Source organism: Caulobacter sp. D5 (assembly GCF_003185805.1).
Lineage (GTDB): Bacteria > Pseudomonadota > Alphaproteobacteria > Caulobacterales > Caulobacteraceae > Caulobacter.
The window spans coordinates 1-23,976 of sequence record NZ_QHJY01000011.1 but is presented as its reverse complement, the minus strand read 5'-3'; the positions used below and the strand labels follow the sequence as shown (position 1 = coordinate 23,976).

The window sequence follows — 23,976 nt, the reverse complement described above, 5'->3', positions numbered from 1 at the left end:
GGTCGGGTTCAGAGCCAGTTGCGCCATCGGCGCGCGCGGGAACCGTTGAAAGCCATGCCTGCTCGTTACCGGGCCTGAGGCCTCGGATCAAGCCTTGCCCCGCCGCAGGACGGCCTTCAGCTCGCTGGGCTTGACCCCGCCGAACAGGAACAGCAGCGGCGGATAGACCGCAGCGCCGGCCAGGCACGTCAGGGCCAGGGCGAACTCCTTGGCGCCGATGGCGTGGCCGGTCAGGCCGATGCCGCGCAGCGGGGCCTCGATCAGGTGGCGCCAGTGCGAGGCGGCGGCCAGCAGCAGGGCCATGCCCAGGCTGGCGGCCAGGATCCGCGCCAGGCGCGACCAGGTGTCGAGCGAGGGGCCATAGTCCTTCTTGCGCCACAGGCCGAAGGCCATCTGGCCGACATTGAGCCACGAGGCCACGGCGGTGGCGGCGGCGATGCCCTTCACCCCCATCAGCTGGAACAGCAGCAGGCCCAGGCCGATGTTGACGGCCACCGAGATCAGGGCGAAGCGCATCGGGCTCTTGGTGTCGCCGCGAGCGAAGAAGGCCCGCGAATAGAGCTGCTGCAGCACGAAGGCCGGCGTGCCCAGGCCGTAGAAGAACAGCGCCGCGGCCGTCTGGCTGGCGTCGAAGGCGGTGAACTCGCCGCGGGTGTAGAGGCCGTCCGACAGGAAGCCGGGCATGGCCGCCAGGGCGGCGGCGGCCGGCAGGGTCAGGGCCATGGCCAGGGCCACCGCCTGGTCCATGGCGCCCTGGGCGTCCTCGCGGTCGCCCGAGTGCACGGCGCGCGACAGGCGCGGCAGCAGGGCGACGCCGATAGCCACGCCCACCAGGCCCAGCGGCAGCTGGTAGAGGCGGTCGGCGGTGGCCAGCCAGGTGCGGCCGCCGGGAACGTGGCTGGCCAGGGCCCCGGAGATGAAGATGTTGACCTGGGTGGCGCTGGCCGCCAGGGCGCCGGGGATGGCCTTGCCGATCAGCTCGCGCACTTCCGGCGTCAGGCGCGGCAGCCGCCAATGAACCTTGGCTCCCGACTTGTTGACGCCCCAGGTCAGCAGGGCGGCCTGGGCGACGCCCGCCACCACCACGCCGACCGAGCCCCAGGTCGCCGCCGAGACCGCAGTGGTCTGGGGCAGGATGAAGGCCAGGGTGAAGATGTTCAGCAGGATCGGCGCGCCGGCCGACAGGATGAAGCGGTCGCGGGCGTTCAGCACCCCCGACAGGTGGGCCACGATCGCCATGCACGGCAGGTAGGGCATGGTGATCTGGGTCAGCAGCACCGCCAGCTTGTACTTCTCGGTGCCCCAGCCGAAGCCCGGGCTGATCAGCATCATCAGCCACGGCATGGCCAGCTGGCAGATGACGGTGATGATGATGGTCGAGGCCGCAAGCGTGGCCATGGCGTCGGCCGCCAGGATGTCGGCCTTCTCCTCGCCGTCGCGCTGCAGCGACTTGGCGTAGGCCGGCACGAAGGCCGCCGCGAAGGCGCCCTCGGCGAAGAACCGGCGGAACAGGTTCGGGAAGGCCAGGGCGGCGTTGTAGGCGTCGGCCGCCGGGGTGGCGCTGGCGCCCATCCGGTACGACACGGCCAGGTCCCGCGCGAAGCCCATAAACCGGCTGACCAGGGTCAGGCCGGAATAGATCGCCGACGACTTGAACAGTCCTCCGCCCTTCTTGGCGGCGGGAGCGGGCGTCGGTTCGGGCGCGGCGGCGGGAGTGTCGGTCACGTCCGGCTTCTGGGCGCTCGGAGAACAGGCGTCAAGCTACGGCGCGGAGGCTGCATCGAGGTTTCACCGGAACTGCACCGGAAGACCCCCTCCGGCCCTCCGGGCCACCTCCCCCAGAGGGGGAGGATCTGGTCGGCGCGGCGTCAAGATGCTCCCCCTCTGGGGGAGCTGTCGCGGAGCGACTGAGGGGGTCTACCGCGCCACGCTGGCCCGGGCCCGCTTCAGGCCCGGACGGGTGCTGGGCGCGCCGGCTTCGTTCTGCTCCAGGGCCGCCAGCAGGTCGGCCTTGAGGGTCGAGATCTTGCGGCTGTCGCCCAGCTTCCCGCCCTCGGCGGTCTGGACGTAGAAGGCGTCGACCGCCCGCTCGCCATAGCCGTCGATGTGGGCCGACTGGATGGACAGGCCGTTGTCGGCCAGGGTGCGGGCCAGGGCCTGCAGCAGACCAGGCCGGTCGCGGCCCGAGGCCTCGACGACGGTGGCCTCGTTGGAGGCCTCGTTGTCGACCACCACGGTCGGGGCGATGGCGAAGGCCGCGGTGCGGGCCAGTTCCGCGCCGCGCCGGCTCTCGACGCTAACGCCCTCGCCGCGGCCGGCGGCTTCCAGGGCGTCGGCCAGGCGGCGCAGGGCGCGCGGGTTCTCGCAGCCGAGCGGCGCGCCGGTGACGTCCTGCACGTAGAACACGTCCAGCGCCTGGCCCTGGCGGGAGGTGAAGACCCGCGCCCCGACGACGTTGCCGCCCAGGGACGAGATGGCCAGGGCGAGGTCGGCGAACAGGCCGCGACGGTCCTTGGCGGCGACGACGACCTCGGCGGCGTTGGAGCCCGAGGCCACCCGCCCCTCGGCGGCGGCGCCGCCCTGGATGGCGGCGCGGCGGGCGAGCGCCGCGTGGTCGAGCAGATCCTGCGAGCCGAAGGCGCCGAAATAGGCGTCCTCCATGGCCGCGGCCCAGCCCTTGGCGGCCGGATCGGCGGCGACCAGGGTCTCGCGCGCCCCGGCGGCGGCGGCTTCCTGGTGACGCTGGACGTGGATGGCCGCGTCGCTGCCGCGACCACCGCGGAACACTGCCTCGGTGGCGTTGTAGAGCTCGCGCAGCAACTGGCCCTTCCAGCCGTTCCACACCCCCGGACCAACGGCCCGGATGTCGGCGACGGTGATGACCAGCAGCAGGCGCAGGCGCTCGGGGTTCTCGACGATGCGGGCGAAGGCGGCGACCGTGCCGGGATCCGACACGTCGCGCTTCTGGGCGAAGTCGCTCATCACGAGGTGGTTCTCGACCAGCCAGGCGACCAGCTCGACCTTGGAGCGCTCGACGCCCAGGCGCTCGCAGGCGCTGCGGGCCGATCGGGCCCCGGCCTTCTCCTGGCCGCCCACGCCGCCCTTGCCGGTGTCGTGCAGCAGCATGGCCAGGAACAGGGCCTCGCGGTCCTCGATCAGCGGCATGATCGACACCGCCAGCGGGTGGTCTTCCGACAGCCGCCCGGCGGCCATGTCGCCGATCAGGCCCACGGCCCGCAGGGTGTGCTCGTCCACCGTGTACGAGTGGTACATGTTGAACTGCATCTGGGCGACGACCCGGCCGAACTCGGGGATGAAGCGGCCCAGCACGCCGGCGTCGTTCATCAGGGTCAGGGTGCGATAGCTGCGCTTGCCCCGCGCCAGAAGGTCGAGGAAGGCCTGGGTGGCGTGCGGATCGCGACGCACCTTCGAGGTGATGAGGCCAAGGTTGCGGGTCACCGCCGTGAAGGCGTCGGGATGCAGGTCGAGGTCGCGCTCGTCGGCGATCTTGAACAGGCGGATCAGGTTGACCGGATCGCGCTCGAAGACCTCCGGCCCCTCGATGTTCAGCCGGCCGCCGTCCTCGTAGAAGCCCGGCGCGTCCAGGGCCTTGCGCTTGGGCTTGCCGCCCGGGAGGAAGCGCGAGATGCCCTTGGGCTCGTTCTTGAAGTGCTCGGCCTCGAGCTTCGCCGAGAAGGCGCGGGTCAGGGCCCCGACCTCCTTGGCGATCAGGAAGTAGCGGCGCATGAAGCGCTCGACCGCCGGGGCGTCGCCCCGGTCGCCATAGCCCATGCGGCGGGCGATCTCGGGCTGCAGGTCGAAGGTCAGCCGCTCTTCGGGCCGGCCGGTCGTGAAGTGCAGGTGGGCGCGCACCGCATGCAGGAAATCGAAGGCCCGGATGAAGGCCTTGGTCTCGCGGCTGGAGAACAGCTCCAGCTTGAAGACGTCCTCGGGCTTGTCGACCGGATGCAGGTACTCGGCGATCCACACCAGGGTGTGCAGGTCGCGAAGACCGCCCTTCCCTTCCTTGACGTTGGGCTCGACCATGTAGCGGCTGGCGCCGGCGCGGGCCTGGCGGTCGTCGCGCTCCTTGAGCTTGGCGGCCACGAACTGCTGGCCGGTGCCCTTCATGACCTCGTCGCGGAAGCGCCTCTTGAGGTCGGCCGCCAGGCGCTCGTCGCCGGTCAGCCGCCGCGCCTCGAGGATCGAGGTGCGGATCGTGAAGTCCTCCTTGGACAGGCGGACGCATTCCTCGATGGTGCGCGAGGCGTGGCCGACCTTGAAGCCCAGGTCCCACAGCGCATAGAGCATGTACTCGATCACGCTCTCGACGTGCGGCGTCTGCTTGTAGGGCCGCAGGAACAGCAGATCGATGTCGCTGAACGGCGCCAGGGTGGCGCGGCCGTAGCCGCCCACGGCCAGCAGCGCCAGGCGCTCGCCTTCGGTGGGGTTGCGGGCCCGGAAGACGTGCACCGTCGTGAAGTCGTAGAGGGCGGTGATCACCTCGTCGGTGACGCCGCTGAGCAGGCGCGCGGTCTCGACGCCGCTGGCGCCGTTCTCCAGCCGTTCCTTGGCGATCATCCGGCCGCGGAACAGGGCCTGCTTGAGGATCTCAATGGCCCGGGCGCGCTGGGCGGCCTCGTCGCCGATGGCGTCCAGCGCGGCGGCCGACAGGCGGGCGCGCAGGGCGTGGCCGTCGACGACATGTTCCAGGGGCGTTGGGCGAAGGCGACGGGGCATGGCGGTTATATGGTTACCCCAACGAGACGGCCAAAGCAGCCGCCGTGAGCGGCCGCCGCCATGCTCCTATGATTGATCTCAAGCCTTGAGCAGACCCTTAAGACGATAAAGCGCCTCCAGGGCCTCGCGCGGGCTCATGCCGTCGACATCCAGGTCCTTGAGGGCCGCATCGACGACACTGGGCGCCGAAACCGCAGGCGCCGCCATGACCGGGGCCGAGGCCGCGAACAGCGGCAGGTCGTCGAACTTGGCCGGTGATTCGGTCTTGCTCTCCAGGCGGTCGAGCACCTCCTTGGCGCGGGCGACCACCTGCGGCGGCACGCCGGCCAGCTTGGCCACCTGCACGCCGTAGGAGCGGTCGGCCGGACCGTCGGCGGCCTCGTGCAGGAAGACGAGGTCGCCGTTCCATTCCTTGGCCCGCAGGCTGAGGTTGGAGACGTACGCCATCCGCTCCTCCAGCGTCGCCAGCTCGTGATAGTGCGTGGCGAACAGGGCGCGGCAGCGGTTGGTGTCGTGCAGCGACTCCGCGCAGGCCCAGGCGATGGCCAGGCCGTCATAGGTGGCGGTGCCCCGGCCGATCTCGTCGAGGATGACGAGGCTGCGCGGCGTGGCCTGGGTCAGGATGGCGGCCGTCTCGACCATCTCCATCATGAAGGTCGAGCGGCCCCGGGCCAGATCATCGCCCGCGCCGACGCGGCTGAACAGCCGATCGACCACGCCGAGCCGGAAGCTCTTGGCCGGCACGTAGCAGCCCGACTGGGCGAGGATCGCCAGCAGGGCGTTCTGGCGCAGGAAGGTCGACTTACCAGCCATGTTCGGACCGGTGACGATGGAAAGACGCGCAGCGACCTCGCCGGCGGCGTCCAGCCGGCAGTCGTTGGGGGTGTAGGGGTCGCCGGCACGGCGCACGGCGGCCTCGACCACCGGGTGGCGGGCGGCCTTGGCCTCGAAGGCCAGCGACTTGTCGACCACCGGGCGCACGGCCCCGGCGTCCTCGGCCCATTCGGCCAGGGCGGCGGCGACGTCGAGGCGGGCCAGGGCCTCGGCGGCGGCCTGGATCGGCGCGGCCAGGGCGGCGGCCTCGGCGCGCCAGTCCTCGAAGGCGGCCACTTCCATGGCCAGGGCCCGCTCGGCGGCCTGGGCGATGCGGGCGTCGAGATCGGCCAGCTCCACCGTGGTGAAGCGCACCTGGTTGGCGAGCGTCTGGCGGTGGATGAAGGTGGCGTTCAGCGGCGGCTGGAACAGCGGGTCGGCCTTGCCGGCCGTGGCCTCGACGAAATAGCCGAGCACGCCGTTGTGGCGGATCTTCAGCGGGACGCCCGACTCCTGGATCAGCCGCTGCTCCAGCGCGGCCACCACCCGGCGGCTGTCGTCGCGCAGGGACCGGGCCTGGTCGAGTTCGGGACGCACGCCGGGGGCCACGAAGCCGCCGTCGCGCGCGAGGGCCGGCAGGTCGGGGCCAAGACCGGCTTCGAGGGTGCTCAGGAGCTGCGAAATCCCCTGGTGCAGAGACGGCGTCAGGGCCGAGAGCGCGCCCTCCAGCTCGACCGGCGGCGGCGACAGCGGGTCGCCCGAGCCGCCGACCATGCCGGCCAGCTTCTCGCCGGTCTTCAGGCCGTCGCGCAGGCAGGCCAGGTCGCGCGGACCACCGCGCCCCAGCGCCAGGCGGGCCAGGCCCCGGGCCATGTCGCCCGCGCCCTTCAGCTGCTCGCGCAGGCGCTCACGAAGGCTACGGTGATCGGCGAACCATTCGACGGCGTCCAGGCGCTGGTCGATGGCGGCCGGATCGAGCAGAGGCCGGGCCAGGCGCGCGGCCAGCATGCGCGCGCCGCCGGCGCTGACCGTGCGGTCGACCACCGCCAGCAGCGAGCCGTTGCGGTCGCCGCCCTGGGTGCGGTCGATCTCCAGGCTGGAGCGGGTGGCCGGGTCGATCGACATGACGTCGGCCTCGGCCGCGCGGCGCGGGGCGCGCAGGGCCGGCAGCTTGCCGGCCTGGGTCATCTCCAGGTGGGCGGCGATCAGGCCCAGAGCCCCCACCTCGGCCGGCGACAGGCCGCCGAAGCCGTCCAGGGTGTCGACGCCATAGAGGCGCTTGACCCGGGTCTCCGAGGCCTGAGGCTCCGACAGCGCCGAGGGCAGGGGCTGGATCAGGCCGCCGCAGATCTTCAGGGTCTGGGCCAGGTGGTCGTCGGACAGCAGGCGGTCGGCGACCAGGGTCTCGGACGGCGACAGGGCCGCCAGCAGCGGGCCGACCCCGTCCTTGCCGGTCGAGAAGCACTCGACCTCGCCGGTCGAGAGCTCGACGGACGCCACGGCGGCCTGGCCGGCGCGGATGGCCACGGCCGCCAGGCGGTTGGCCCCCCGGGCGTCCAGCAGCCCGTCCTCGGTCAGGGTGCCCGGCGTGACCACTCGGACGATGTCGCGCCGGACCACCGACTTGGAGCCACGCTTCTTGGCCTCGGCCGGGTCTTCCATCTGCTCGCAGACGGCGACCTTGAAGCCCATGCGGATCAGCTTGGACACATAGGCCTCGGCCGCGTGGTGCGGCACGCCGGCCATCGGGATCGGCTGGCCGTTGTGGTTGCCCCGGAAGGTCTGCGAGATGCCCAGGGCCGCCGCCGCGCGGATCGCGTCGTCGAAAAACAGCTCGTAGAAATCGCCCATCCGGAAGAACAGCAGCGCGTCGGGCTGCCGGGTCTTCATGTCGAAGAACTGCTGCATCACCGGCGTGGCGCCGGTGGCGTCGAAGGTCTGAGTGGGCGGAGAAACCGGGGCGTTCATCCCGCCAGACTTAACGTTTGACGCTGCTTCGCAGAAGCGCGATGTAGCGAGTTCATGTTTTGTACTGGGTACTTTTTCGAGTGGTCGACCTTGTCGTTCGGCAGCATGTAAGCGGGGCTTACCCACTGCAAGGACACGAGCGTCGTAACGAACCTAGGCAGCGATTGAAGGTCGAGTCGTCCAGAGATCGATCAGACGCAGCGCAGCCTCGAAAGAGGAAGCTTTTCCAAGAATAGTGATGCCCTTGGAAGCAGGAGCGTCACTGGTCTCGAAAACAAAATAGCCATCAAACCCTAAGTGGTCGCAACCCGCGCCAGCTACCGTATTGCGCGCAAGCGTGGCTATATGGATACTGCATCCGTTTCCAAGGTCTGTGGACGCAAGGATTCCATCCATGGCACTAGCTCCCAGTGAACGCGCACATCCGAGAATTTCAGCAAATGATTTAGCCTTGTTTATGGTGTCGTCGGACACCGCAAGGCTTGGAATTGTACGTCGCTCGAAGCTACCGCAAATACCGCCGATCATCCGCTATCGGGACGTGCGGCCAGTTGTATGTGCGTTTCTAGCAGATGACTTGCGACGCGTGAATCCCCTTGTGGCCGCAGAGCAAATGTTTCAGCAACGATCAGCCGACAACTCGGAATCCGTTCTCAGGCAAGACGACGCCCGCAATTCGATCGAAGTGCTGCATTCGCTTCAAGCCATGGCCAACCAACTAGCTCAGTTCACCTTCAGGTCCGCACCAGCTGCTCAGCCGAAGCTCCAACTGGGCGGTGTCGAAGTTTCGGTGCGAGCTGACCTTCTGGTTCGAATGCCAATTCGCGGCGCAGAGCATTCCGGGGCCGCCATTCTTCGGCTCACTCAGGACGACGCCGACACCGATGCAGCGAGATCCAGACGACGCGAAATGGGACTATATGTCGCCACCCTTGCCCGACTTCACGTCAATCAGAATTTGCCAGCCGACCTTCCGGTCTCGAATAGGCTCTGTATGTCGATCGACATTCAGCACCGCGAACTTTTCCAAGCACCCGACGCCAATACGCGACGCATGAACGATCTGGAAAACGCCTGCCGCTTCATCGCCGCGCTTTGGCCAAGCGCCTAAATCGCAAAGCCGCTCAGCTCCCCGTCACTTCTTCCCAGAAGCGCTTGGCCTTGCCGACGAAGTTGGCCGACTTGGGGTTCTGCTTGTCGTCGCACAGGCCGGCCAGCTCCTTGAGGAGTTCCTTCTGGCGCGCCGACAGGTGGGTCGGGGTTTCGACGAACAGCTCGACCACCAGGTCGCCGCGCTGGCGGTTGCGCAGCGACGGCATGCCCTTGCCCTTGAGGCGGACGGTCTTGCCGGTCTGGGCGCCTTCGGGAACCTTGACGCTGACGCGGCAGGTGCCGTCGCAGGTCTCGCCGCCCTTCAGGCACGGAGCTTCGATCTCGCCGCCCAGGGCGGCCACGGTCATAGGCACCGGCACGGTGCAGAGCAGATCCAGGCCGTCGCGCTCGAACAGCTCGTGCGGGGTCACCGACAGGAAGAGGTAGAGGTCGCCGCGCGGGCCGCCGCGTTGCCCTGCGTCGCCCTCGCCCGCCAGGCGGATGCGGGCGCCGTCGTCGACGCCGGCCGGGATGCGCACCGACAGGATGCGTTCCTTGCGGACCTGACCGTGGCCATGGCAGCCGGCGCAGGGGTCGAGCACCAGGCGGCCCGAGCCGCCGCAGCGGGGGCAGGCGCGTTCGACCGAGAAGAAGCCTTGCGTGGCGCGCACGCGGCCAGCGCCCCCGCACGAGCCGCAGACGGTGGGGCTGGTGCCCGGCTTGGCGCCCGAGCCGTCGCAGACCTCGCAGGTCATGGCCGCCGGGACGGTGATCTCGACCTCGGCGCCGGCATAGGCCTGCTCCAGGCTGATCTCCAGGTCGTAGCGCAGGTCCTGGCCGCGTTGCGGGCCGTTGGACTGGCGACGGCCGCCGCCGAACATCTCGCCGAAGACGTCACCGAACACATCGCCGAAGATGTCGCCGGCGTCGAAGCCCTGGCCGCCGCCGGGACCGCCCTGCGGGCCGTTGACCCCGGCGTGGCCGAAGCGGTCGTAGGCCGCGCGCTTCTGCGGATCGGAGAGAACCGAATAGGCCTCGTTGATCTCCTTGAACCGCCCGCTGGCGTCCTCGCAACCGCCGTTGCGGTCGGGGTGGTGCTGCATCGCCAGCTTGCGGAAGGCGGACTTCAGGCCCGCGTCGTCGCAGGTCCGGTTCACGCCGAGGATTTCGTAATAGTCGCGCATCGGCCTTACATCTCGCCGCGGAGAACGGCTCGGCCGCTCCGCGTCAGGTTAACGCTGTTCCAGGCTTTCGCCGCGTCACGGCTCGGGATTTCTGCCAGGCCGCCTGGATCAGGCTCCAGGCGATGACGACGACCAGAACGAGCCAGAACGAATAGCCAAGCAGATATTGAATGGGATGGATCTGATAGGCGGGAAGCGGGTCGGGCAGAAGCCCGGCCTTCTGGGCGACGTCGATCTTTTCCGGCGTCAGGGCGTAGTAGGCCTTGTCGTCCCCGGCCACGCCCAAAACGTAGCCGTCGTCCTTCAGATAGAGCCCGCCGCCCAGCCAGAAGGTGGTGATCTTGTTGCCCAGATAGAGGCGTTCGCCGCTCGGACCGGGGAAGGAGACCGGCGCGATCCGCTGGACCTCCTCCCGCTTGCCGAAGCGCGCGGCGCTCGCCGCCGTCGGCGCGAGCAGCATCAGTCCCAGCAGCAGGACGACGAGACGCTTCATGATATCCCCCAACCATAAGATTAGGGGAACCTATCGACGCAACCTTGCGATTGCAACGACGGGACGCGCTGTGCGCCCCTGGTGAGCGCGGCGATGGAAGAGCTTTCGACATCGGCCTGATCGCTACTGACACCCGAATGAGGTGGGGGACGGGGAACCCCGGCGCAAGACGTTCGCGCCCGGGTTCCCCGCGACCCTTGGTCACGCGGCCGGCTTGTCGTTGCCGTCGACTTCCTCGAACTCGGCGTCGACCACGCCGTCGTCCGCGGCGGCTTGCGCGCCGTCAGCGCCCTCGCCGTCCTGCTGCGAGGCGTACATGGCTTCGCCCAGCTTCATCGAGGCCTGGATCAGCGCCTGGGTCTTGGCCTGGATGGCTTCGACGTCTTCGCTTTCCAGGGCGGCCTTCAGCTCGGTGACGCCGGTCTCGATGGCGGCCTTCTCGGGCGCGCCGACCTTGTCGCCGTGATCGGCCAGGGCCTTCTCGGTCGAGTGCAGGATCGCCTCGCCCTGGTTCTTGGCCTCGACCAGCTTCTTCTTCTGCTCGTCGGCGGCCTTGTTGGCCTCGGCTTCCTTGACCATGCGCTCGATGTCCGCGTCCGACAGGCCGCCATTGGCCTGGATGCGGATCGAGTGCTCCTTGTTGGTCGCCTTGTCCTTGGCGTGGACCTGGACGATGCCGTTGGCGTCGATGTCGAACGTGACCTCGATCTGCGGCACGCCGCGCGGCGCCGGCGGGATGCCCACCAGGTCGAACTGGCCGAGGATCTTGTTGTCCACGGCCATCGGGCGTTCGCCCTGGAACACGCGGATGGTCACGGCCGACTGGTTGTCGTCGGCGGTCGAGAAGGTCTGCGAGCGCTTGGTCGGGATCGTGGTGTTGCGCTCGATCAGCGGGGTGAACACGCCGCCCAGGGTCTCGATGCCCAGCGTCAGCGGGGTCACGTCGAGCAGCAGCACGTCCTTGACGTCGCCTTGCAGCACGCCGGCCTGAACGGCCGCGCCCAGCGCCACGACTTCATCGGGGTTCACGCCCTTGTGGGGTTCGCGACCGAAGAAGTCCTGCACCGCCTGCTGGACCTTGGGCATGCGGCTCATGCCGCCGACCAGGATCACTTCGTCGATGTCGCTCTTCTTCAGGCCGGCGTCCTTGAGGGCCTGTTCGCACGGACCGATGGTGCGGGCGATCAGGTCGTCGACCAGGGCTTCCAGCTTGGCGCGCGACAGCTTGATGTTCAGGTGCAGCGGACCCGAGGCGTTCATGCTGATGAACGGCAGGTTGACCTCGTACTGAGCGGTCGAGGACAGCTCCTTCTTGGCCTTTTCCGCCTCTTCGCGCAGGCGCTGGAGGGCCAGCTTGTCCTTGCGCAGGTCGACGCCCTGCTCCTTCTTGAACTCGTCGGCCAGGTAGTCGACGATCCGAAGGTCGAAGTCTTCACCACCCAGGAAGGTGTCGCCGTTGGTCGACTTCACCTCGAACACGCCGTCGCCGATCTCCAGGATCGAGACGTCGAAGGTGCCGCCGCCGAGGTCGTAGACGGCGATCTTCTTGCCGTCGTTCTTGTCCAGGCCATAGGCCAGGGCCGCCGCGGTCGGCTCGTTGATGATGCGCAGCACTTCAAGGCCAGCGATCTTGCCGGCGTCCTTGGTGGCCTGGCGCTGGGCGTCGTTGAAGTAGGCCGGAACGGTGATGACGGCCTTGGAGACCGGCTCGCCGAGGTGGGCTTCGGCGGCTTCCTTCATCTTCTGCAGGATGAAGGCCGAGACTTCCTGGGGCGAGTAGTCCTTGCCGTGGGCCTTGACCCAGGCGTCGCCGGTCGGACCCTTGACGATCTCGTAGGGCACCATGCCCTTGTCCTTCTCGACCACCGGGTCGTTCGCGTTGCGGCCGATCAGGCGCTTGATCGCGAACAGGGTGTTGGTCGGGTTGGTCACGGCCTGGCGCTTGGCGGGCTGGCCGACCAGGCGCTCGCCGTCCTCAAGGAAGCCGACCACCGACGGGGTGGTGCGAGCGCCTTCGGCGTTCTCGATCACCTTGGGGTTCTTGCCGTCCATGATGGCCACGCACGAGTTCGTGGTGCCAAGGTCGATACCGATAATCTTGCTCATGTGTGGTGCCTGCAGCTCCTCGAATGGCGGACGGCGGTGACAAGGGCCTCATGAAAGCGCCCCGGTTTTTCTCGGTCCGTCCCCGTTGGTCGCGTTGATCCAAAATCCTGCCGCCCGCGAACGGGCGAAAGGAGAGGGTTCAATCGAAGTTGACGAGCCCGTCAACCCCGCTTCGATGCCCGATATGGGGGATACGCAGCGACCCGCAAGCCCATTCCCGCAGGGAAAGAAGGGGAATCTGCAAGACAGAAGGCCGCAGCGTCGGCCTGTCGACGCTGCAGCGACACCTCGAAAGGCGCGTTCAGCCGGCCTTGGCGACCCAGGCGGTGATCGCCGGCAGGCGTTCGGACCGCACCTTGGCCCGATATTCGATGGCCGCGATCGCCTTGTCGGCCTCCTTGCGCGAGCCTTCGGCCAGGTTCGCCGCCGCCCAGGCCTTCAGCCTGGCGGCCGTCTCCGGCTTGCCCGAAGCGGTGGCGAGGCTCGGGATGAAACGGGTGCGGGCGCCGTTGTCGACCTTGTCGTTGACCGCGTCCTTGTGGGCGGCGGCGAAGTCGAAGGCGAGGTCCGGATGGCGGCCGGCCACGCCCGAGATCATGCTCGAGGCGTTGGTCTCGCCCGGCTCGGCGGTCAGGGCCAGGTCCAGCGCCTTGCGGGCCAGGGCCTCGTCGCGGGCCGAGGCCAGCAGGCTGTAGAGCTGGGCGCGGACCAGCGGGGTCTTCTCGGCCGCGGCCTGGGCGTGGATGGCGTCCCAGGTCGCCGCGTCGGCGTTGACCGCCACGACGCCGAGGATCGCCTTGCGCAGCGGGCCGGGGATGGCGGTCGGATCGGTCTTGTCGGCGGCGAAGCGCCGCTGCGCCTCGGCGACCACCGCCGGATCGCCCAGTTCGCCGAGGGTGGCGATCAGGTCGCCGCGCAGGATGGCCACCGGATCGGGCTCGCCGGCCTTGGGGGTCCAGCCCACGCGACCCAGCATCGGCGCCAGGCGCGCGACGGCCAGCTTGCGGAAGGCCGCCCGCTCGGGCTGGCCCTGGTAGTAGCCGTCGATGGCCGACAGCACGGAGGCGACCTTGGACAGCACCTGCGGGTCGGCGTCGGCCGGCGCAGCGGCGATCAGGTCCAGGGCGTCGGCCGCGCCCTGCTGGCCCGCCGTGCCCATGGCCCAGGCGTCGGACAGCAGGCCCAGCTGGTCGATGGCCGGCAGCTTGCCGAAATCGGCCGCCAGGGCCTGGAAGCGGGCCGGTGCGTAGAGGGTGCGGTAGTAGCCGCTCTGGCCGGCGTTGACGACGACCGGGCCGCAGCCCTCGACGGTCAGGCTGGCCTTGCCGCCCTCGACCACGGTCTTGGCGACGACCGAGCCGTCCAGAGCCTTGGCGTTGACCGGCACGCGCCAGGCCAGCGGCGTCTTGCCCGGGAAATCCTTGCTGAACTCGCTCTGGGTCAGGGTCAGCACCTGCTTGCCGGCCTGGCAGGCGCCGCCCTCGACGCGGATCAGCGGCACGCCCGGCTGCAGGGTGAAGTCATGGGCGATAGCGGTGATCGGCTTGCCGGCCGAGGCCTCGACCGCCTTCCACAGGTCGTCGCTGACCGTGTTGCCGTAGGCGTGGGCCTTGATGTAGGCGCGCACGCCGCTGCGCCAGGCGTCTTCGCCGACATAGCCTTCGAGCATGCGGATCACCGCCTCGCCCTTCTGGTAGGTGATGCCGTCGAAGGCTTGGCTGGCCTGTTCCACCGTCTCGACGTGCTGCACCACTGGGTGGGTGGACGACAGGCCGTCGAGGTTCATGGCGTATTCTCGCCCCGCCACCGCGCCCAGTTCCGACTTCCATTCGGGATGGAACTTCTCGGTGGCCCGGCCCTCCATCCACGAGGCGAAGCCCTCGTTGAGCCACAGGTCGTCCCACCAGGCCATGGTCACCAGATTGCCGAACCACTGGTGGGCGGTCTCATGGGCGACGGTGGTGTAGATGTTCTGGGCGTCGCGCTGGGTCGAGATCGCCGGATCCATCAGCAGGGCGTATTCGAAATAGAAGATCGCCCCCCAGTTCTCCATGGCGCTGAAGAACTGGCTGCGGCCAGGGGCGGCGATGTGGTCGAGCACCGGCAGCGGGTAGTCGACGCCGAAATAGTCGTTGTACCAGGCCACCAGCGGCCCGGCGGACTCCAGGGCGAACTTCGCCTTGGGCAGGTCGCCCTTCTTGGTGACCACGCCGATGTCGACGCCGGCGGACTTGATGCTGGCGCGATCGAACTCGCCCAGGCCGAAGAACAGCAGGTAGGTCGACATCTTGGGCGAGGTCGCGAAGGTCACCTTCGTCTTGCCGCCGCCCAGATCGACGCTTTTGGCGACCGGCATGTTGCCCAGGGCCATCTGGCCGGTGGGGATGGTCGCCTCGACGCTGAACGTCGCCTTGTGGAACGGCTCGTCCCACGAGGGGATGAACCGGCGGGCGTCGGAGTTCTCGAACTGGGTATAGAGGGCGCGCTTGGAGCCCTCGTCCGTGTCGTAGTCGAGGGCGAACAGGCCCGCGGCCTGGGTGTAGATCTTGCCGGCGTAGTCGGCGCTCAGCAGGTGCTTGCCCTTGGCCAGGGGCGCGGCCAGGGTGAAGGTCACGGTCTGGGCCTCGTCATCGACCTTGATGGCCGCCGGCTTGCCGTCGATCGCGGCCTTGGCGAAGGTCAGGTCGGCCGCCTGCAAGGTCAGGGTGCGGGTCGGCTGCGTCACCTCGACGGCGATCTTCACCGAGGCGGTGAAGCTCATCTTGGCCGCATCGGGCGTGAACGAGAGGTCGTAGTGGATCGGATGGGCGTTGCGCGGCAGCTGGGTGGTGACCGTGGCGGGCGTCGCGCCCTTGGTCCCTTGAGCGCTGGCGGTCGCCGCCAGGGCGGCCTCGGAGGCGAAAAGCAACGCGACCGCCGCGGCGGTGGACAGAAGACGACGCATGTACGGCCCTGGTATGCAACGATCGTGCGGCCAACGGCCGCTTGGCGCGAAACCAACACCCATCCGGCCGCTGGGCGGCATTAATTCCGCGTAATGATGAACCCCGTCAGCCTCGTACCCGGCTTCGATCTCTGGCCCGGCCTGCTGTCGCCGGACGCCCAGCAGACGCTGGTCGAGGCCGTGCTGGCGGCCGTCGCGATCGCGCCGCCGGCCCACTACGCCACGCCCTACGGCAAGGCGATGAGCGTGGCCATGACCAGCCTCGGCCCCCTGGGCTGGACCAGCGACGCGGTCGGCTACCGCTATGCCGACCGCCATCCCGGCACCGGCGCGCCCTGGCCGGAAATCCCCCAGGTTCTGCTCGATCTCTGGGCGCGGCTGGGCGACCCCGAGGTCCCACCCGACGCCTGCCTGGTCAACCTCTACGGCCCCGAGGCCCGCATGGGCCTGCACCAGGACCGCGACGAGGCCGACCCGCGCTTTCCGGTGCTGTCGGTCTCGCTGGGCGACACGGCGGTGTTCCGCATCGGCGGAACCTCGCGCAAGGACCCGACCCGCTCGGTGCGGCTGGCCTCGGGCGACGTCTGCCGGCTGTCGGGCCCCGCGCGCCTGGCCTTCCACGGCGTGGACCGGATCCTGCCCGGCAGCTCGCGGCTCGTGCCGGGCGGGGGAAGGATCAACCTGACGCTCAGACGGGCGCGGGCGGCCTGAGCCTTCCCTCTCCCCTTGCGGGAGAGGGCGGCCCTGCGGAGCAGGGTCGGGTGAGGGGTCTCTCAAAAATCAAAGCTGCGTGCGCCGGTTGAGGCGGGGCGCCAGGCCGACAGGACTATCGACCCCTCATCCGTCGGCCTTCGGCCGCCACCTTCTCCCGCAAGGGGAGAAGGACCATGAAAAAAGGCCGCCCCCTGCGGAGCGGCCCCTTCATCTTGACGTCGGAAACCGGATCAGCCGCGCAGCTTGCGGGTGATGGTCTCCAGGTCCTGGCTCAGCACGGCGTCTTCCTGGCGCAGGGCCTCGATGCGGCGCACGGCGTGCAGGACGGTGGTGTGGTCGCGACCGCCGAAGCGACGGCCGATGTCCGGCAGCGAGCGGGTGGTCAGCTGCTTGGCCAGCCACATGGCCGCCTGGCGCGGACGGGCGATGGCGCGGTTGCGGCGCTCGCTGAGCAGGTCGGCCTGCTTCATGCCGTAGTGCTCGGACGTGGCCTTCTGGATGTCGTCGATGGTGATCCGCTTTTCGCCGCCGCGCAGGTGCGGGCGCAGGATCGCCTGAACCTCGTCCAGCGTCAGGCGCGGCAGGCGCTCGCCGGCGCGGGCCGTCAGGGTGTTGAGGGCGCCTTCCAGCTCGCGGACGCTGTCGGTGAAGCGGTCGGCCAGGAACTGCAGCACTTCGGGGCGCACGGCGCCGACGAAGCCCTGGGCGCGGCCCAGCGCCTCGATCTTGCGCTCCAGGATGCCCAGGCGCAGCGAACGGTCGGCCGGCTCCAGGCCGCAGACCAGGCCCGCCGACAGGTGCGAGCGCAGGCGGGCGTCCATCTCGGTCATGGCCGAGGGCGGACGGTCGGCCGAGAACACCACCCGGCGGCCGTCCTCGACGAGGGCGGTCAGGGTGTGGAACAGCTCTTCCTGGCTCGACTGCTTGCCGGCGATGAAGTGCACGTCGTCGATGATCAGCAGGTCGGCGCCGCGCAGCTCGTCCTTGAAGGCCGTGGTCTGGCGATCCATCACCGCGCGCACGAAGGTCGACAGGAAGCGTTCGGCGGTCAGGTACACGACGCGCTTGTTGGGCGCGTTGCGCATGGCTTCCCAGGCCAGGGCGTTCAGCAGGTGCGTCTTGCCGAAGCCGTAGGGGCCGTGGAACAGCACCGGGTTGAAGTGGCCGTCGGCCCAGCTGGCGACGCGGCGCGCCACGGCGTGGGCGAATTCGTTGGCCGGACCGGGGACGAAGGTGTCGAAGGTGAAGCGTTCCTGCAGGCCCTGGACCGGCGAGGTCTTGCCGGCGGCCGGGGCGGGCGCGGCGGGGACGTCGCTGGAGACCGGCAGCACGATCTCGATCGGCTGGGCCTTGGCTTCGACATAGACGGCGCCGGCGGTGGCCGAGGCGGCGTCGGCCGAGGCTTCGAATTCGAGGCGCGACTTCAGGTCCAGGCGGCGGCCCACGGCGTCGCCGGCGGCCCACAGCTCGCCGATGCGGCGCCAGGCGCTGCGACGGATCCAGTCGCGGGCGATGCCCGTGGGGGTGACGAGGACGACGTCGCCGCCTTGGGTTTCACGCAGCACGGCGGGCGCGATCCACGAACCGAAGGCGGCGTCGCCCAGTTCGCGCTTCAGCGAGACGCAGACCTTGTTCCAGACGATGCCAGCAGGCTCGCGCGTGACAGCCGCATACGCAGCCGACAATTCCTGACTGGCCACCCCGACCTTGATCGACATCAGTTCACCGCCTCGCGCCTGCATACACACAATTACAGATTGCCGGTCGCAAGCCCCCCATGGCGCACGACCGTGCTCAAACACTGCCCCCACATTTATTGAAGACACACAGGGGCTTAACCGGCGAACGCATGGTGTTCGCCGCCGCCGCTGTCGTCAAAGACTGGGAGAGCGTTGAGACGCTTAAACTAGCCACCGGCCCCCGCCGGTCAAACGGAAAACTTGCGTCCGATCGCGGATATTTCTGTTGACTCGCGAGACCTCCTCGCTCGTCAAGGGAATGCCGTTTTGGAGAGTTTCGTTCGACGACCTGAGGGGCAGGTATAGGGGTACATAGACAAAGCAAAAGCCGACCGAGTTTCCCCGATCGGCTCTTACAAGTCTTTGATTTCGCTAAACGAACGGCGTTCGTTCGCGATCTGGACTTAGGCGGCGGCCTTGTCCAGCTTCTTCAGGCGGGCGGCCAGGCGCGAGACCTTCCGCGAGCCGGTGTTCGGGTGGACGACGCCCTTCGAAACGGCGCGCATCAGTTCCGATTGCGCCTCGACGAAGGCGGCCTTGGCGACGGCGACGTCGCCGGCGGCCAGGGCGTCTTCGAACTTGCGCAGGAAGGTGCGCACGCGCGAACGGCGAGCGGTGTTCACTTCGGTGCGACGGGCGATCTTGCGGATCGCTTTCTTGGCGCCGGGATTATTGGCCATGAGTTGGACCTTCAAACGGACAGCCACGCGGGCGGCCGCGAAGCAGGAAAAATCAAGAGCGCGCGGATATACGGGAACCCCGGGATCGGGTCAATCCATCCACATGGGGATTCTTCGCCGCACGGCCACGGCTCAGCTTCACGAACCCTTGAACGCCGGTTTGCGCTTCTCGACGAAGGCCGCCATGCCTTCCTTCTGGTCGTCGAAGGCGAACAGCGAGTGGAAGAGGCGGCGCTCCAGCGCCACGCCGGTGGTCAGGGTCGTCTCGTAGGCGGCGTTGACCAGCTCCTTGTTCATCGCCACGGCCAGCGGCGACTGGGACGCGATCTTGGCCGCGACCTTCAGGGCCTCGTCAACCAGCTGGTCGGCGGGGAAGACCCGCGAGACCAGGCCCGAACGCTCGGCCTCGGCCGCGTCCATCATCCGGCCGGTCAGGATCATGTCCATGGCCTTGGACTTGCCGACGAAGCGGGTCAGGCGCTGGGTGCCGCCGATGCCGGGGGCGACGCCGAGATTGATCTCCGGCTGGCCGAACTTCGCCGTATCGGCGGCCAGGATGAAGTCGCAGATCATCGCCAGCTCGCAACCGCCGCCCAGGGCGTAGCCGGCCACCGCGGCGATGATCGGCTTGCGGATGGTCTCGATCGCCCGGGCCTGGGCGGTGAAGAAGTCGGCCTTGAACATCTCGGCGTAGGACTTCTCCGACATCTCCTTGATGTCGGCCCCGGCGGCGAAGGCCCTGGGCGAGCCGGTCAGCACGATGCAGCCGACGCCGTCGTCGTTCTGGGCGTCCGCCAGCGCCTGGCCGAGCTCCGTCAGCAGCACGCTGTTGAGGGCGTTCAGGGCCTCGGGCCGGTTCAGACGGATCAGCGCCACGCCGGGCGCGGTTTCGGGGCGTTCGACGATCAGGGTCTCAAAGGCCATCGGCCGTCCTTCCTCAAGTCCTGGCCGTCTATCGCGGCCCTTGTACGTCATAGCCCAGCGCGCGCAGGCGGGCGGGCAGGCCGTCGGGACCTAAGAGGTGCCCGGCGCCGACCACCACCACCGTCCGGCCGGACCCGGCCAGGCGCGCTTGCAGGGCGTCCATCCACCGTGCGTTACGCTCGACGATGAAACGGCGATAGAGGGCGGGCGAAGATTTCCGCATTCCGCCGACGACGGCGCGCTCGAGCGCCTTCTGGTCGCCCTTCGACCACGCGGCGACCAGACGGCGATAGGCGCCGGGATCCTTTTCCAGCTGTTTGACCGTGGCGTTGAGGGTCCTGACCTGATCGGCCTGCGAGGCGCCGGCGAACAGGGCCATCTGCTGGTCGGGGGTCTCGAAGGCCTTGCGCACGACGGTCGCCGGCGCGGCCGCCTGCAGCCGCCGCTCGACCCCGTCCTCGGCCAGACCCTGGTCCAGGGCGAAGGCGGCCGTGGTCAACCGCACCTCGGCCATCCACGGCTGCAGGCGTTCCAGCTCGCTCATCGGCACGGCGAGGCGCTCGGCCAGCTTGCGCAGGCGGGCGGCGGCCCGAGACTTGAGGCGCGAGGTCAGGGTCTGGCCGGGCGGCAACAGGCCATAGGCGCCGGCCAGGGCCTGCATCCGCTGGTCGGCGGCGGCGTCCATCGGCAGTTCGAACCACAGGTCGTCGGCCTTCGACAGCGCCGCCTCCAGCGCCGGCGGCTTCCAGTCCAGGTCCCTGGGCAGCACGTGCATCGAGCCGAACAGCACGATCTCGGAATCCGCGTCGCGCACGGTCCACATGGCGGGCTCGGCCAAGGCGGGCGTCGCCAGCAGCGCGGCGAGAGCGACGAGAAGCGAGCGGAACATCGAACCCACCGGAAAGCCGCGCCTCAGCTCAGCAAGGCGCGGTCAGGGTCATTTCTGACAAACGGGGCAGAAAAAGGTTGAGCGCCCCGCCTGCACCTCGCGGGCGATCACGCCCTTGCAGCCCGGGGTGGGGCACGGCTCGCCCTCGCGGTCATAGACTCGGAAGCGATGCTGGAAATAGCCCAGCGCCCCGTCGGCGGCGGCGAAGTCCTTCAGTGACGAGCCGCCGACCTCGACGGCCTCGGCCAGCACCTCCTTGATGGCCGTGGTCAGCGGCCCCAGCCGCTTGCCGGCGATCTGGCCCGACGGCTTGAACGGCGAAATGCCCGAGCGGTGCAGGGCCTCGCAGACATAGATGTTGCCCAGGCCCGCCACGGTCTTCTGGTCGAGCAGCAGGGTCTTGGGTCCCTGCTTGCGCCCGCCGAAGGCCTTGACCAGCGTCTTGGCGTCGAAGGCCTCGGACAGGGGCTCTGGCCCCATGGTCGCGAACCAGGGATGGCGATCGACGCGGTCGGTGGCGATCAGGTCCATGAAGCCGAACCGGCGCGGATCGTAATAGGTGACGGTCGCGCCCTCTTCGGTCTCGAAGATCACATGGGCGTGCTTGTCGTCCGGCTTGACCTCGCGGGCGAAGTCGCCGGGCCTCACGGACCCTTCCGGCGCGGCGATCTCGAACCTGCCGGTCATGCCCAGGTGCATCACCAGCGTGTCGCCACGATCGAGCGGGGCCAGCAGGTATTTGGCCCGCCGGTCCAGCCGCAGGATCTTCGCCCCCGTCAGCCGCTGGACGAAGCCCTCGGGCAGGGGAAAGCGCAGGTCGGGACGGTTGGCGCGCACACGGATCAGGCGCGCGCCCGACAGGACGGGCTCCAGGCCCCGGCGGACGGTCTCGACTTCGGGCAGTTCGGGCAAGACGGCTCCTTAAGACGGTGACGCGACGCAAGGCGCGGTCTAATAGGCGAAGATCATATAGAGAGCCCGACCCGTAGACGTCATGAGCAAGCCCTCCGCCACTTTCGGATTCAAGGACGTCGATCCCGCCCTGAAGGCGGGCCTGGTGCGCGGGGTCTTCGACCGCGTGGCCAAGAACTACGACCTGATGAACGACCTGATGAGCGGCGGCGTGCACCGGCTCTGGAAGGACGCGGTCGCAGCCCGCCTCAACCCGCAGCCGGGCGAGATCATCATCGACTGCGCCGGCGGCACCGGCGACATGGCCCGCCGCTTCGCAAAGATGGCCCGCAACGCGCAACAGCGCCGCGGCGGCCCGGACGCGACCATCAACATCGTCGACTACAACGCCGAAATGATCATGGCCGGGATCGAGAAGGGCGGCGAGCCCGAGATCACCTGGACCGTGGGCGACGCCCAGCGCCTGCCGCTGCCCGACGCCTATGCCGACGCCTATGTCATCTCGTTCGGCATCCGCAACGTCACCGACATCGACGCGGCCCTGCGCGAAGCGCGCCGGGTGCTCAAGCCCGGCGGCCGGTTCCTGTGCCTGGAATTTTCGCGCCCGGCCACCGAGGCCCTCGCCAAGGCCTACGACGCCTACAGCTTCAAGGTCATCCCGCAGGTCGGCGAGTGGGTCGCCAAGGACCGCGACGCCTATCAGTACCTGGTCGAGAGCATCCGCCGCTTCCCCGACCAGAAGACCTTCCTGTCGATGATCGAGGCGGCCGGCTTCAAGCGGGCGACCTACACCAACTTCACCGGCGGCGTGGCGGCCCTGCACCAGGGCTGGGCGCTCTAGTCCCATGCAACGCCTGTCCGCGTTCGTCCGCCTGATCGGCGCCGGCTGGCGCCTGGTGCGCGCCGACGCCCTGGTTCCGCGTGAGGTCGAGCCGCTGCTGCCGCCGTCGGCGCGGCTGGCCGGCCGGTTCCTGCGCCTGTTCGCCGGCGGCAAGAGCCGCCAGGGCCGTCCGGGCGAGCGCCTGGCCCGCGTGCTGGAAGGCCAGGGTCCCGTCGCCATCAAGATGGGCCAGTTCCTGTCGACCCGGGCCGACATCTTCGGCGCGGTGTTCGCCGAGGACCTGTCGCACCTGAAGGACCGGCTGCCCCCGTTCCCGACCCCGATCGCCCGCGCCGAGATCGAGCGCAACCTCGGCCGCCCCATCGAAAGCCTCTACGCGACCTTCGGCGAGGCGGTCGGCGCCGCCTCCCTGGCCCAGGCCCACGAGGCGACCCTGCACGACGGCGCCAAGGTGGCCGTGAAGGTGCTGCGTCCCGGCATCGAGCGCCGCGTGGCTCAGGATAGCGAGACCCTGCGCCTGGCCGCCGACCTGTCGCACCGCCTGGTTCCCGCCGCCCGCCGCCTGCGCCCGCGCGAGTTCGTCGAGGTGGTGATCCGGGCGCTCGACCTGGAGATGGACCTGCGTTTCGAGGCGGCCGGCGCGGCCGAGCTCGGCGAAGCGATGGCCCAGGACGTCCACATGCGCGCCCCGGCCGTCGTCTGGGACGGGGTGGGCAAGCGGGTGCTGACCCTGGCCTGGGCGCAAGGCGTGCCGCTGTCGGACCCCAAGGCGCTGGAGCAGGAAGGCCTGGACCGCAAGGCCCTGGCCGAGAACGTCACCCGCGGCTTCCTGGCCCAGGCCCTGGACCACGGCCTCTTCCACGCCGACCTGCACGAAGGCAATCTCTTCGTCAGCGCCCCGGCCGCCATCACCGCCGTCGACTACGGCATCGTCGGTCGCCTGGGCCCGGCCGAGCGCAAGTACCTGGCCGAGATCCTCTACGGCTTCCTGCGCCGTGACTACACGCGGGTGGCCAAGGTGCATTTCGACGCCGGCTACGTGCCCGCCCACCAGGACATGGACGCCTTCGCCCAGGCCCTGCGCGCCGTCGGCGAGCCGGTGTTCGGCCGCGAGGCCCGCGACGTGTCGATGGGCCGCCTGCTGGCCCAGCTGTTCGAGATCACCGCCCTGTTCGAGATGGCCCTGCGGCCCGAGCTGGTGCTGCTGCAGAAGACCATGGTCACGGTCGAGGGCGTGGCCCGCCGCATCGACCCCGCCCACGACCTGTGGGCCGCCGCCAATCCCGTCGTCAGCCGCTGGATCGCCCGCGAGCTGTCGCCGGTGGCCCGCATGAAGGAACTGGCCGACGAGGCCGTCCGCGCCCTGCGCGCCATGGCCCGCTACGCCGAACAGCCGCCGGCCGCGCCGACGGTGATCGTCGAGAAGCGCCCGGCCTGGCCGTGGTTCCTGGCCGGCGCCGCCGCCACGGCCCTGGCCTTCGCGGCCGGCCTGGGCGTGGCGACGCTGCTGTAGTCCTTCTCCCCTTGCGGGAGAAGGTGGCGGCGAAGCCGACGGATGAGGGGTCGAAAGCCCTGTCCGATAGTTCTGAGAGACCCCTCGCCCGACCTCCTTCGGAGGCCACCCTCTCCCGCAAGGGGAGAGGGGTCAGAGCCCCAACGCCCCGCGCGCTGCAGCGATCGCCGCCTCACGCACGTCCTCGGCGTAACTCACCCCCGCGCTATGCCCCCAAACCGGCCCCGGCCAGGCCGGGTCGCCGTCGCGGCGGCCCAGCACGTGGACATGCAGCTGCGGGGTGACGTTGCCCAGGGCGCCGACGTTCAGCTTGTCGACCGCAAGACCCAGCACCTGCGCCACGGCCCGTACCGCCGCGCCGGCGGCGACGATCTCCTCGGTCAGGGCGATGCGGCCCTCCGGCGACAGGTCCTCGATCTCCACC

The 23,976-nt window shown here is 69.3% G+C and carries 18 protein-coding genes; 4 read left to right on the top strand and 14 right to left on the bottom strand.

Annotation, left to right across the window (positions count from 1 at the left end; genetic code table 11):
* Positions 1–87: 87 nt before the first annotated feature.
* From murJ to DMC18_RS01055, 4 genes are all read right to left on the bottom strand, one after another.
* Positions 88–1,725 carry a murein biosynthesis integral membrane protein MurJ gene (murJ, locus tag DMC18_RS01070; RefSeq protein WP_110118415.1) on the bottom strand — a complete coding sequence of 546 codons (1,638 nt, stop codon included), beginning with the start codon at positions 1,723–1,725 and terminating at the stop codon, positions 88–90.
* Between the two features lie 192 nt (positions 1,726–1,917).
* Positions 1,918–4,740, bottom strand: a complete 2,823-nt coding sequence (locus tag DMC18_RS01065) for a [protein-PII] uridylyltransferase (protein WP_110132619.1) — start codon at positions 4,738–4,740, stop codon at positions 1,918–1,920.
* A 78-nt stretch (positions 4,741–4,818) separates the two neighbouring features.
* On the bottom strand, positions 4,819–7,521 hold the full coding sequence (gene mutS / locus DMC18_RS01060) for a DNA mismatch repair protein MutS (protein WP_110132618.1): 2,703 nt from the start codon (positions 7,519–7,521) through the stop codon (positions 4,819–4,821).
* Between the two features lie 153 nt (positions 7,522–7,674).
* The gene (locus tag DMC18_RS01055) at positions 7,675–7,995 is read right to left on the bottom strand and encodes a hypothetical protein (RefSeq protein ID WP_199228331.1); all 321 of its coding nucleotides are present in this window, start codon (positions 7,993–7,995) and stop codon (positions 7,675–7,677) included.
* Positions 7,996–8,119: 124 nt separating this feature from the next.
* Here DMC18_RS01055 and DMC18_RS01050 point away from each other — a divergent pair, with 124 nt between their 5' ends.
* On the top strand, positions 8,120–8,632 hold the full coding sequence (locus DMC18_RS01050) for a hypothetical protein (RefSeq protein WP_199228332.1): 513 nt from the start codon (positions 8,120–8,122) through the stop codon (positions 8,630–8,632).
* Positions 8,633–8,645: 13 nt separating this feature from the next.
* Here the strand turns inward: DMC18_RS01050 and dnaJ are convergent, their stop codons facing one another.
* The 4 genes from dnaJ to DMC18_RS01030 all read right to left on the bottom strand — a co-directional run bounded on the left by dnaJ (position 8,646) and on the right by DMC18_RS01030 (position 15,340).
* A complete protein-coding gene (gene dnaJ, locus DMC18_RS01045; RefSeq protein WP_110118373.1) occupies positions 8,646–9,797 on the bottom strand; it encodes a molecular chaperone DnaJ in 1,152 nt (383 codons plus the stop codon).
* A gap of 43 nt (positions 9,798–9,840) precedes the next feature.
* The gene (locus tag DMC18_RS01040; protein WP_110118374.1) at positions 9,841–10,290 is read right to left on the bottom strand and encodes a hypothetical protein; all 450 of its coding nucleotides are present in this window, start codon (positions 10,288–10,290) and stop codon (positions 9,841–9,843) included.
* A gap of 201 nt (positions 10,291–10,491) precedes the next feature.
* On the bottom strand, positions 10,492–12,396 hold the full coding sequence (dnaK, locus tag DMC18_RS01035; RefSeq protein ID WP_110118375.1) for a molecular chaperone DnaK: 1,905 nt from the start codon (positions 12,394–12,396) through the stop codon (positions 10,492–10,494).
* A gap of 301 nt (positions 12,397–12,697) precedes the next feature.
* Positions 12,698–15,340, bottom strand: coding sequence for a M1 family metallopeptidase (locus DMC18_RS01030; RefSeq protein ID WP_110132617.1), 2,643 nt, complete (start codon positions 15,338–15,340; stop codon positions 12,698–12,700).
* Positions 15,341–15,433: 93 nt separating this feature from the next.
* Between DMC18_RS01030 and DMC18_RS01025 the strand changes: the two genes are divergently transcribed.
* On the top strand, positions 15,434–16,051 hold the full coding sequence (locus DMC18_RS01025) for an alpha-ketoglutarate-dependent dioxygenase AlkB (protein ID WP_110118377.1): 618 nt from the start codon (positions 15,434–15,436) through the stop codon (positions 16,049–16,051).
* Between the two features lie 233 nt (positions 16,052–16,284).
* Here the strand turns inward: DMC18_RS01025 and dnaA are convergent, their stop codons facing one another.
* From dnaA to mutM, 5 genes are all read right to left on the bottom strand, one after another.
* On the bottom strand, positions 16,285–17,772 hold the full coding sequence (gene dnaA, locus DMC18_RS01020; RefSeq protein WP_110118378.1) for a chromosomal replication initiator protein DnaA: 1,488 nt from the start codon (positions 17,770–17,772) through the stop codon (positions 16,285–16,287).
* A gap of 425 nt (positions 17,773–18,197) precedes the next feature.
* Positions 18,198–18,473, bottom strand: a complete 276-nt coding sequence (gene rpsT, locus DMC18_RS01015) for a 30S ribosomal protein S20 (RefSeq protein ID WP_110118379.1) — start codon at positions 18,471–18,473, stop codon at positions 18,198–18,200.
* 138 nt (positions 18,474–18,611) lie between these two features.
* Positions 18,612–19,397: an enoyl-CoA hydratase gene (locus DMC18_RS01010; RefSeq protein WP_110118380.1), complete on the bottom strand. Its 786-nt coding sequence runs from the start codon at positions 19,395–19,397 to the stop codon at positions 18,612–18,614.
* 28 nt (positions 19,398–19,425) lie between these two features.
* Positions 19,426–20,286, bottom strand: a complete 861-nt coding sequence (locus DMC18_RS01005; RefSeq protein WP_110118381.1) for a TraB/GumN family protein — start codon at positions 20,284–20,286, stop codon at positions 19,426–19,428.
* 48 nt (positions 20,287–20,334) lie between these two features.
* Positions 20,335–21,198: a bifunctional DNA-formamidopyrimidine glycosylase/DNA-(apurinic or apyrimidinic site) lyase gene (gene mutM, locus DMC18_RS01000; RefSeq protein WP_110118382.1), complete on the bottom strand. Its 864-nt coding sequence runs from the start codon at positions 21,196–21,198 to the stop codon at positions 20,335–20,337.
* Between the two features lie 82 nt (positions 21,199–21,280).
* Here mutM and DMC18_RS00995 point away from each other — a divergent pair, with 82 nt between their 5' ends.
* Entirely contained in the window at positions 21,281–22,039 is a 759-nt protein-coding gene (locus DMC18_RS00995; RefSeq protein ID WP_110118383.1) for a class I SAM-dependent methyltransferase, read from the top strand.
* A 4-nt stretch (positions 22,040–22,043) separates the two neighbouring features.
* Positions 22,044–23,552: a 2-polyprenylphenol 6-hydroxylase gene (ubiB, locus tag DMC18_RS00990; RefSeq protein ID WP_110118384.1), complete on the top strand. Its 1,509-nt coding sequence runs from the start codon at positions 22,044–22,046 to the stop codon at positions 23,550–23,552.
* A 132-nt stretch (positions 23,553–23,684) separates the two neighbouring features.
* Here the strand turns inward: ubiB and DMC18_RS00985 are convergent.
* The coding region (locus DMC18_RS00985; RefSeq protein WP_146217937.1) for an HIT domain-containing protein at positions 23,685–23,976 on the bottom strand (292 nt) is incomplete at its 5' end.

What these genes read in the sequence shown, in the direction of transcription:
- rpsT (WP_110118379.1), bottom strand. Translation starts at nt 18,473, where the DNA reads ATGGCCAATAATCCCGGCGCCAAGAAAGCGATCCGCAAGATCGCCCGT.
- mutS (WP_110132618.1), bottom strand. Translation starts at nt 7,521, where the DNA reads ATGAACGCCCCGGTTTCTCCGCCCACTCAGACCTTCGACGCCACCGGC.
- dnaJ (WP_110118373.1), bottom strand. Translation starts at nt 9,797, where the DNA reads ATGCGCGACTATTACGAAATCCTCGGCGTGAACCGGACCTGCGACGAC.
- DMC18_RS01030 (WP_110132617.1), bottom strand. Translation starts at nt 15,340, where the DNA reads ATGCGTCGTCTTCTGTCCACCGCCGCGGCGGTCGCGTTGCTTTTCGCC.
- DMC18_RS00995 (WP_110118383.1), top strand. Translation starts at nt 21,281, where the DNA reads ATGAGCAAGCCCTCCGCCACTTTCGGATTCAAGGACGTCGATCCCGCC.
- DMC18_RS01010 (WP_110118380.1), bottom strand. Translation starts at nt 19,397, where the DNA reads ATGGCCTTTGAGACCCTGATCGTCGAACGCCCCGAAACCGCGCCCGGC.
- DMC18_RS01025 (WP_110118377.1), top strand. Translation starts at nt 15,434, where the DNA reads ATGATGAACCCCGTCAGCCTCGTACCCGGCTTCGATCTCTGGCCCGGC.
- dnaA (WP_110118378.1), bottom strand. Translation starts at nt 17,772, where the DNA reads ATGTCGATCAAGGTCGGGGTGGCCAGTCAGGAATTGTCGGCTGCGTAT.
- ubiB (WP_110118384.1), top strand. Translation starts at nt 22,044, where the DNA reads ATGCAACGCCTGTCCGCGTTCGTCCGCCTGATCGGCGCCGGCTGGCGC.
- DMC18_RS01065 (WP_110132619.1), bottom strand. Translation starts at nt 4,740, where the DNA reads ATGCCCCGTCGCCTTCGCCCAACGCCCCTGGAACATGTCGTCGACGGC.
- DMC18_RS01005 (WP_110118381.1), bottom strand. Translation starts at nt 20,286, where the DNA reads ATGTTCCGCTCGCTTCTCGTCGCTCTCGCCGCGCTGCTGGCGACGCCC.
- dnaK (WP_110118375.1), bottom strand. Translation starts at nt 12,396, where the DNA reads ATGAGCAAGATTATCGGTATCGACCTTGGCACCACGAACTCGTGCGTG.
- DMC18_RS01040 (WP_110118374.1), bottom strand. Translation starts at nt 10,290, where the DNA reads ATGAAGCGTCTCGTCGTCCTGCTGCTGGGACTGATGCTGCTCGCGCCG.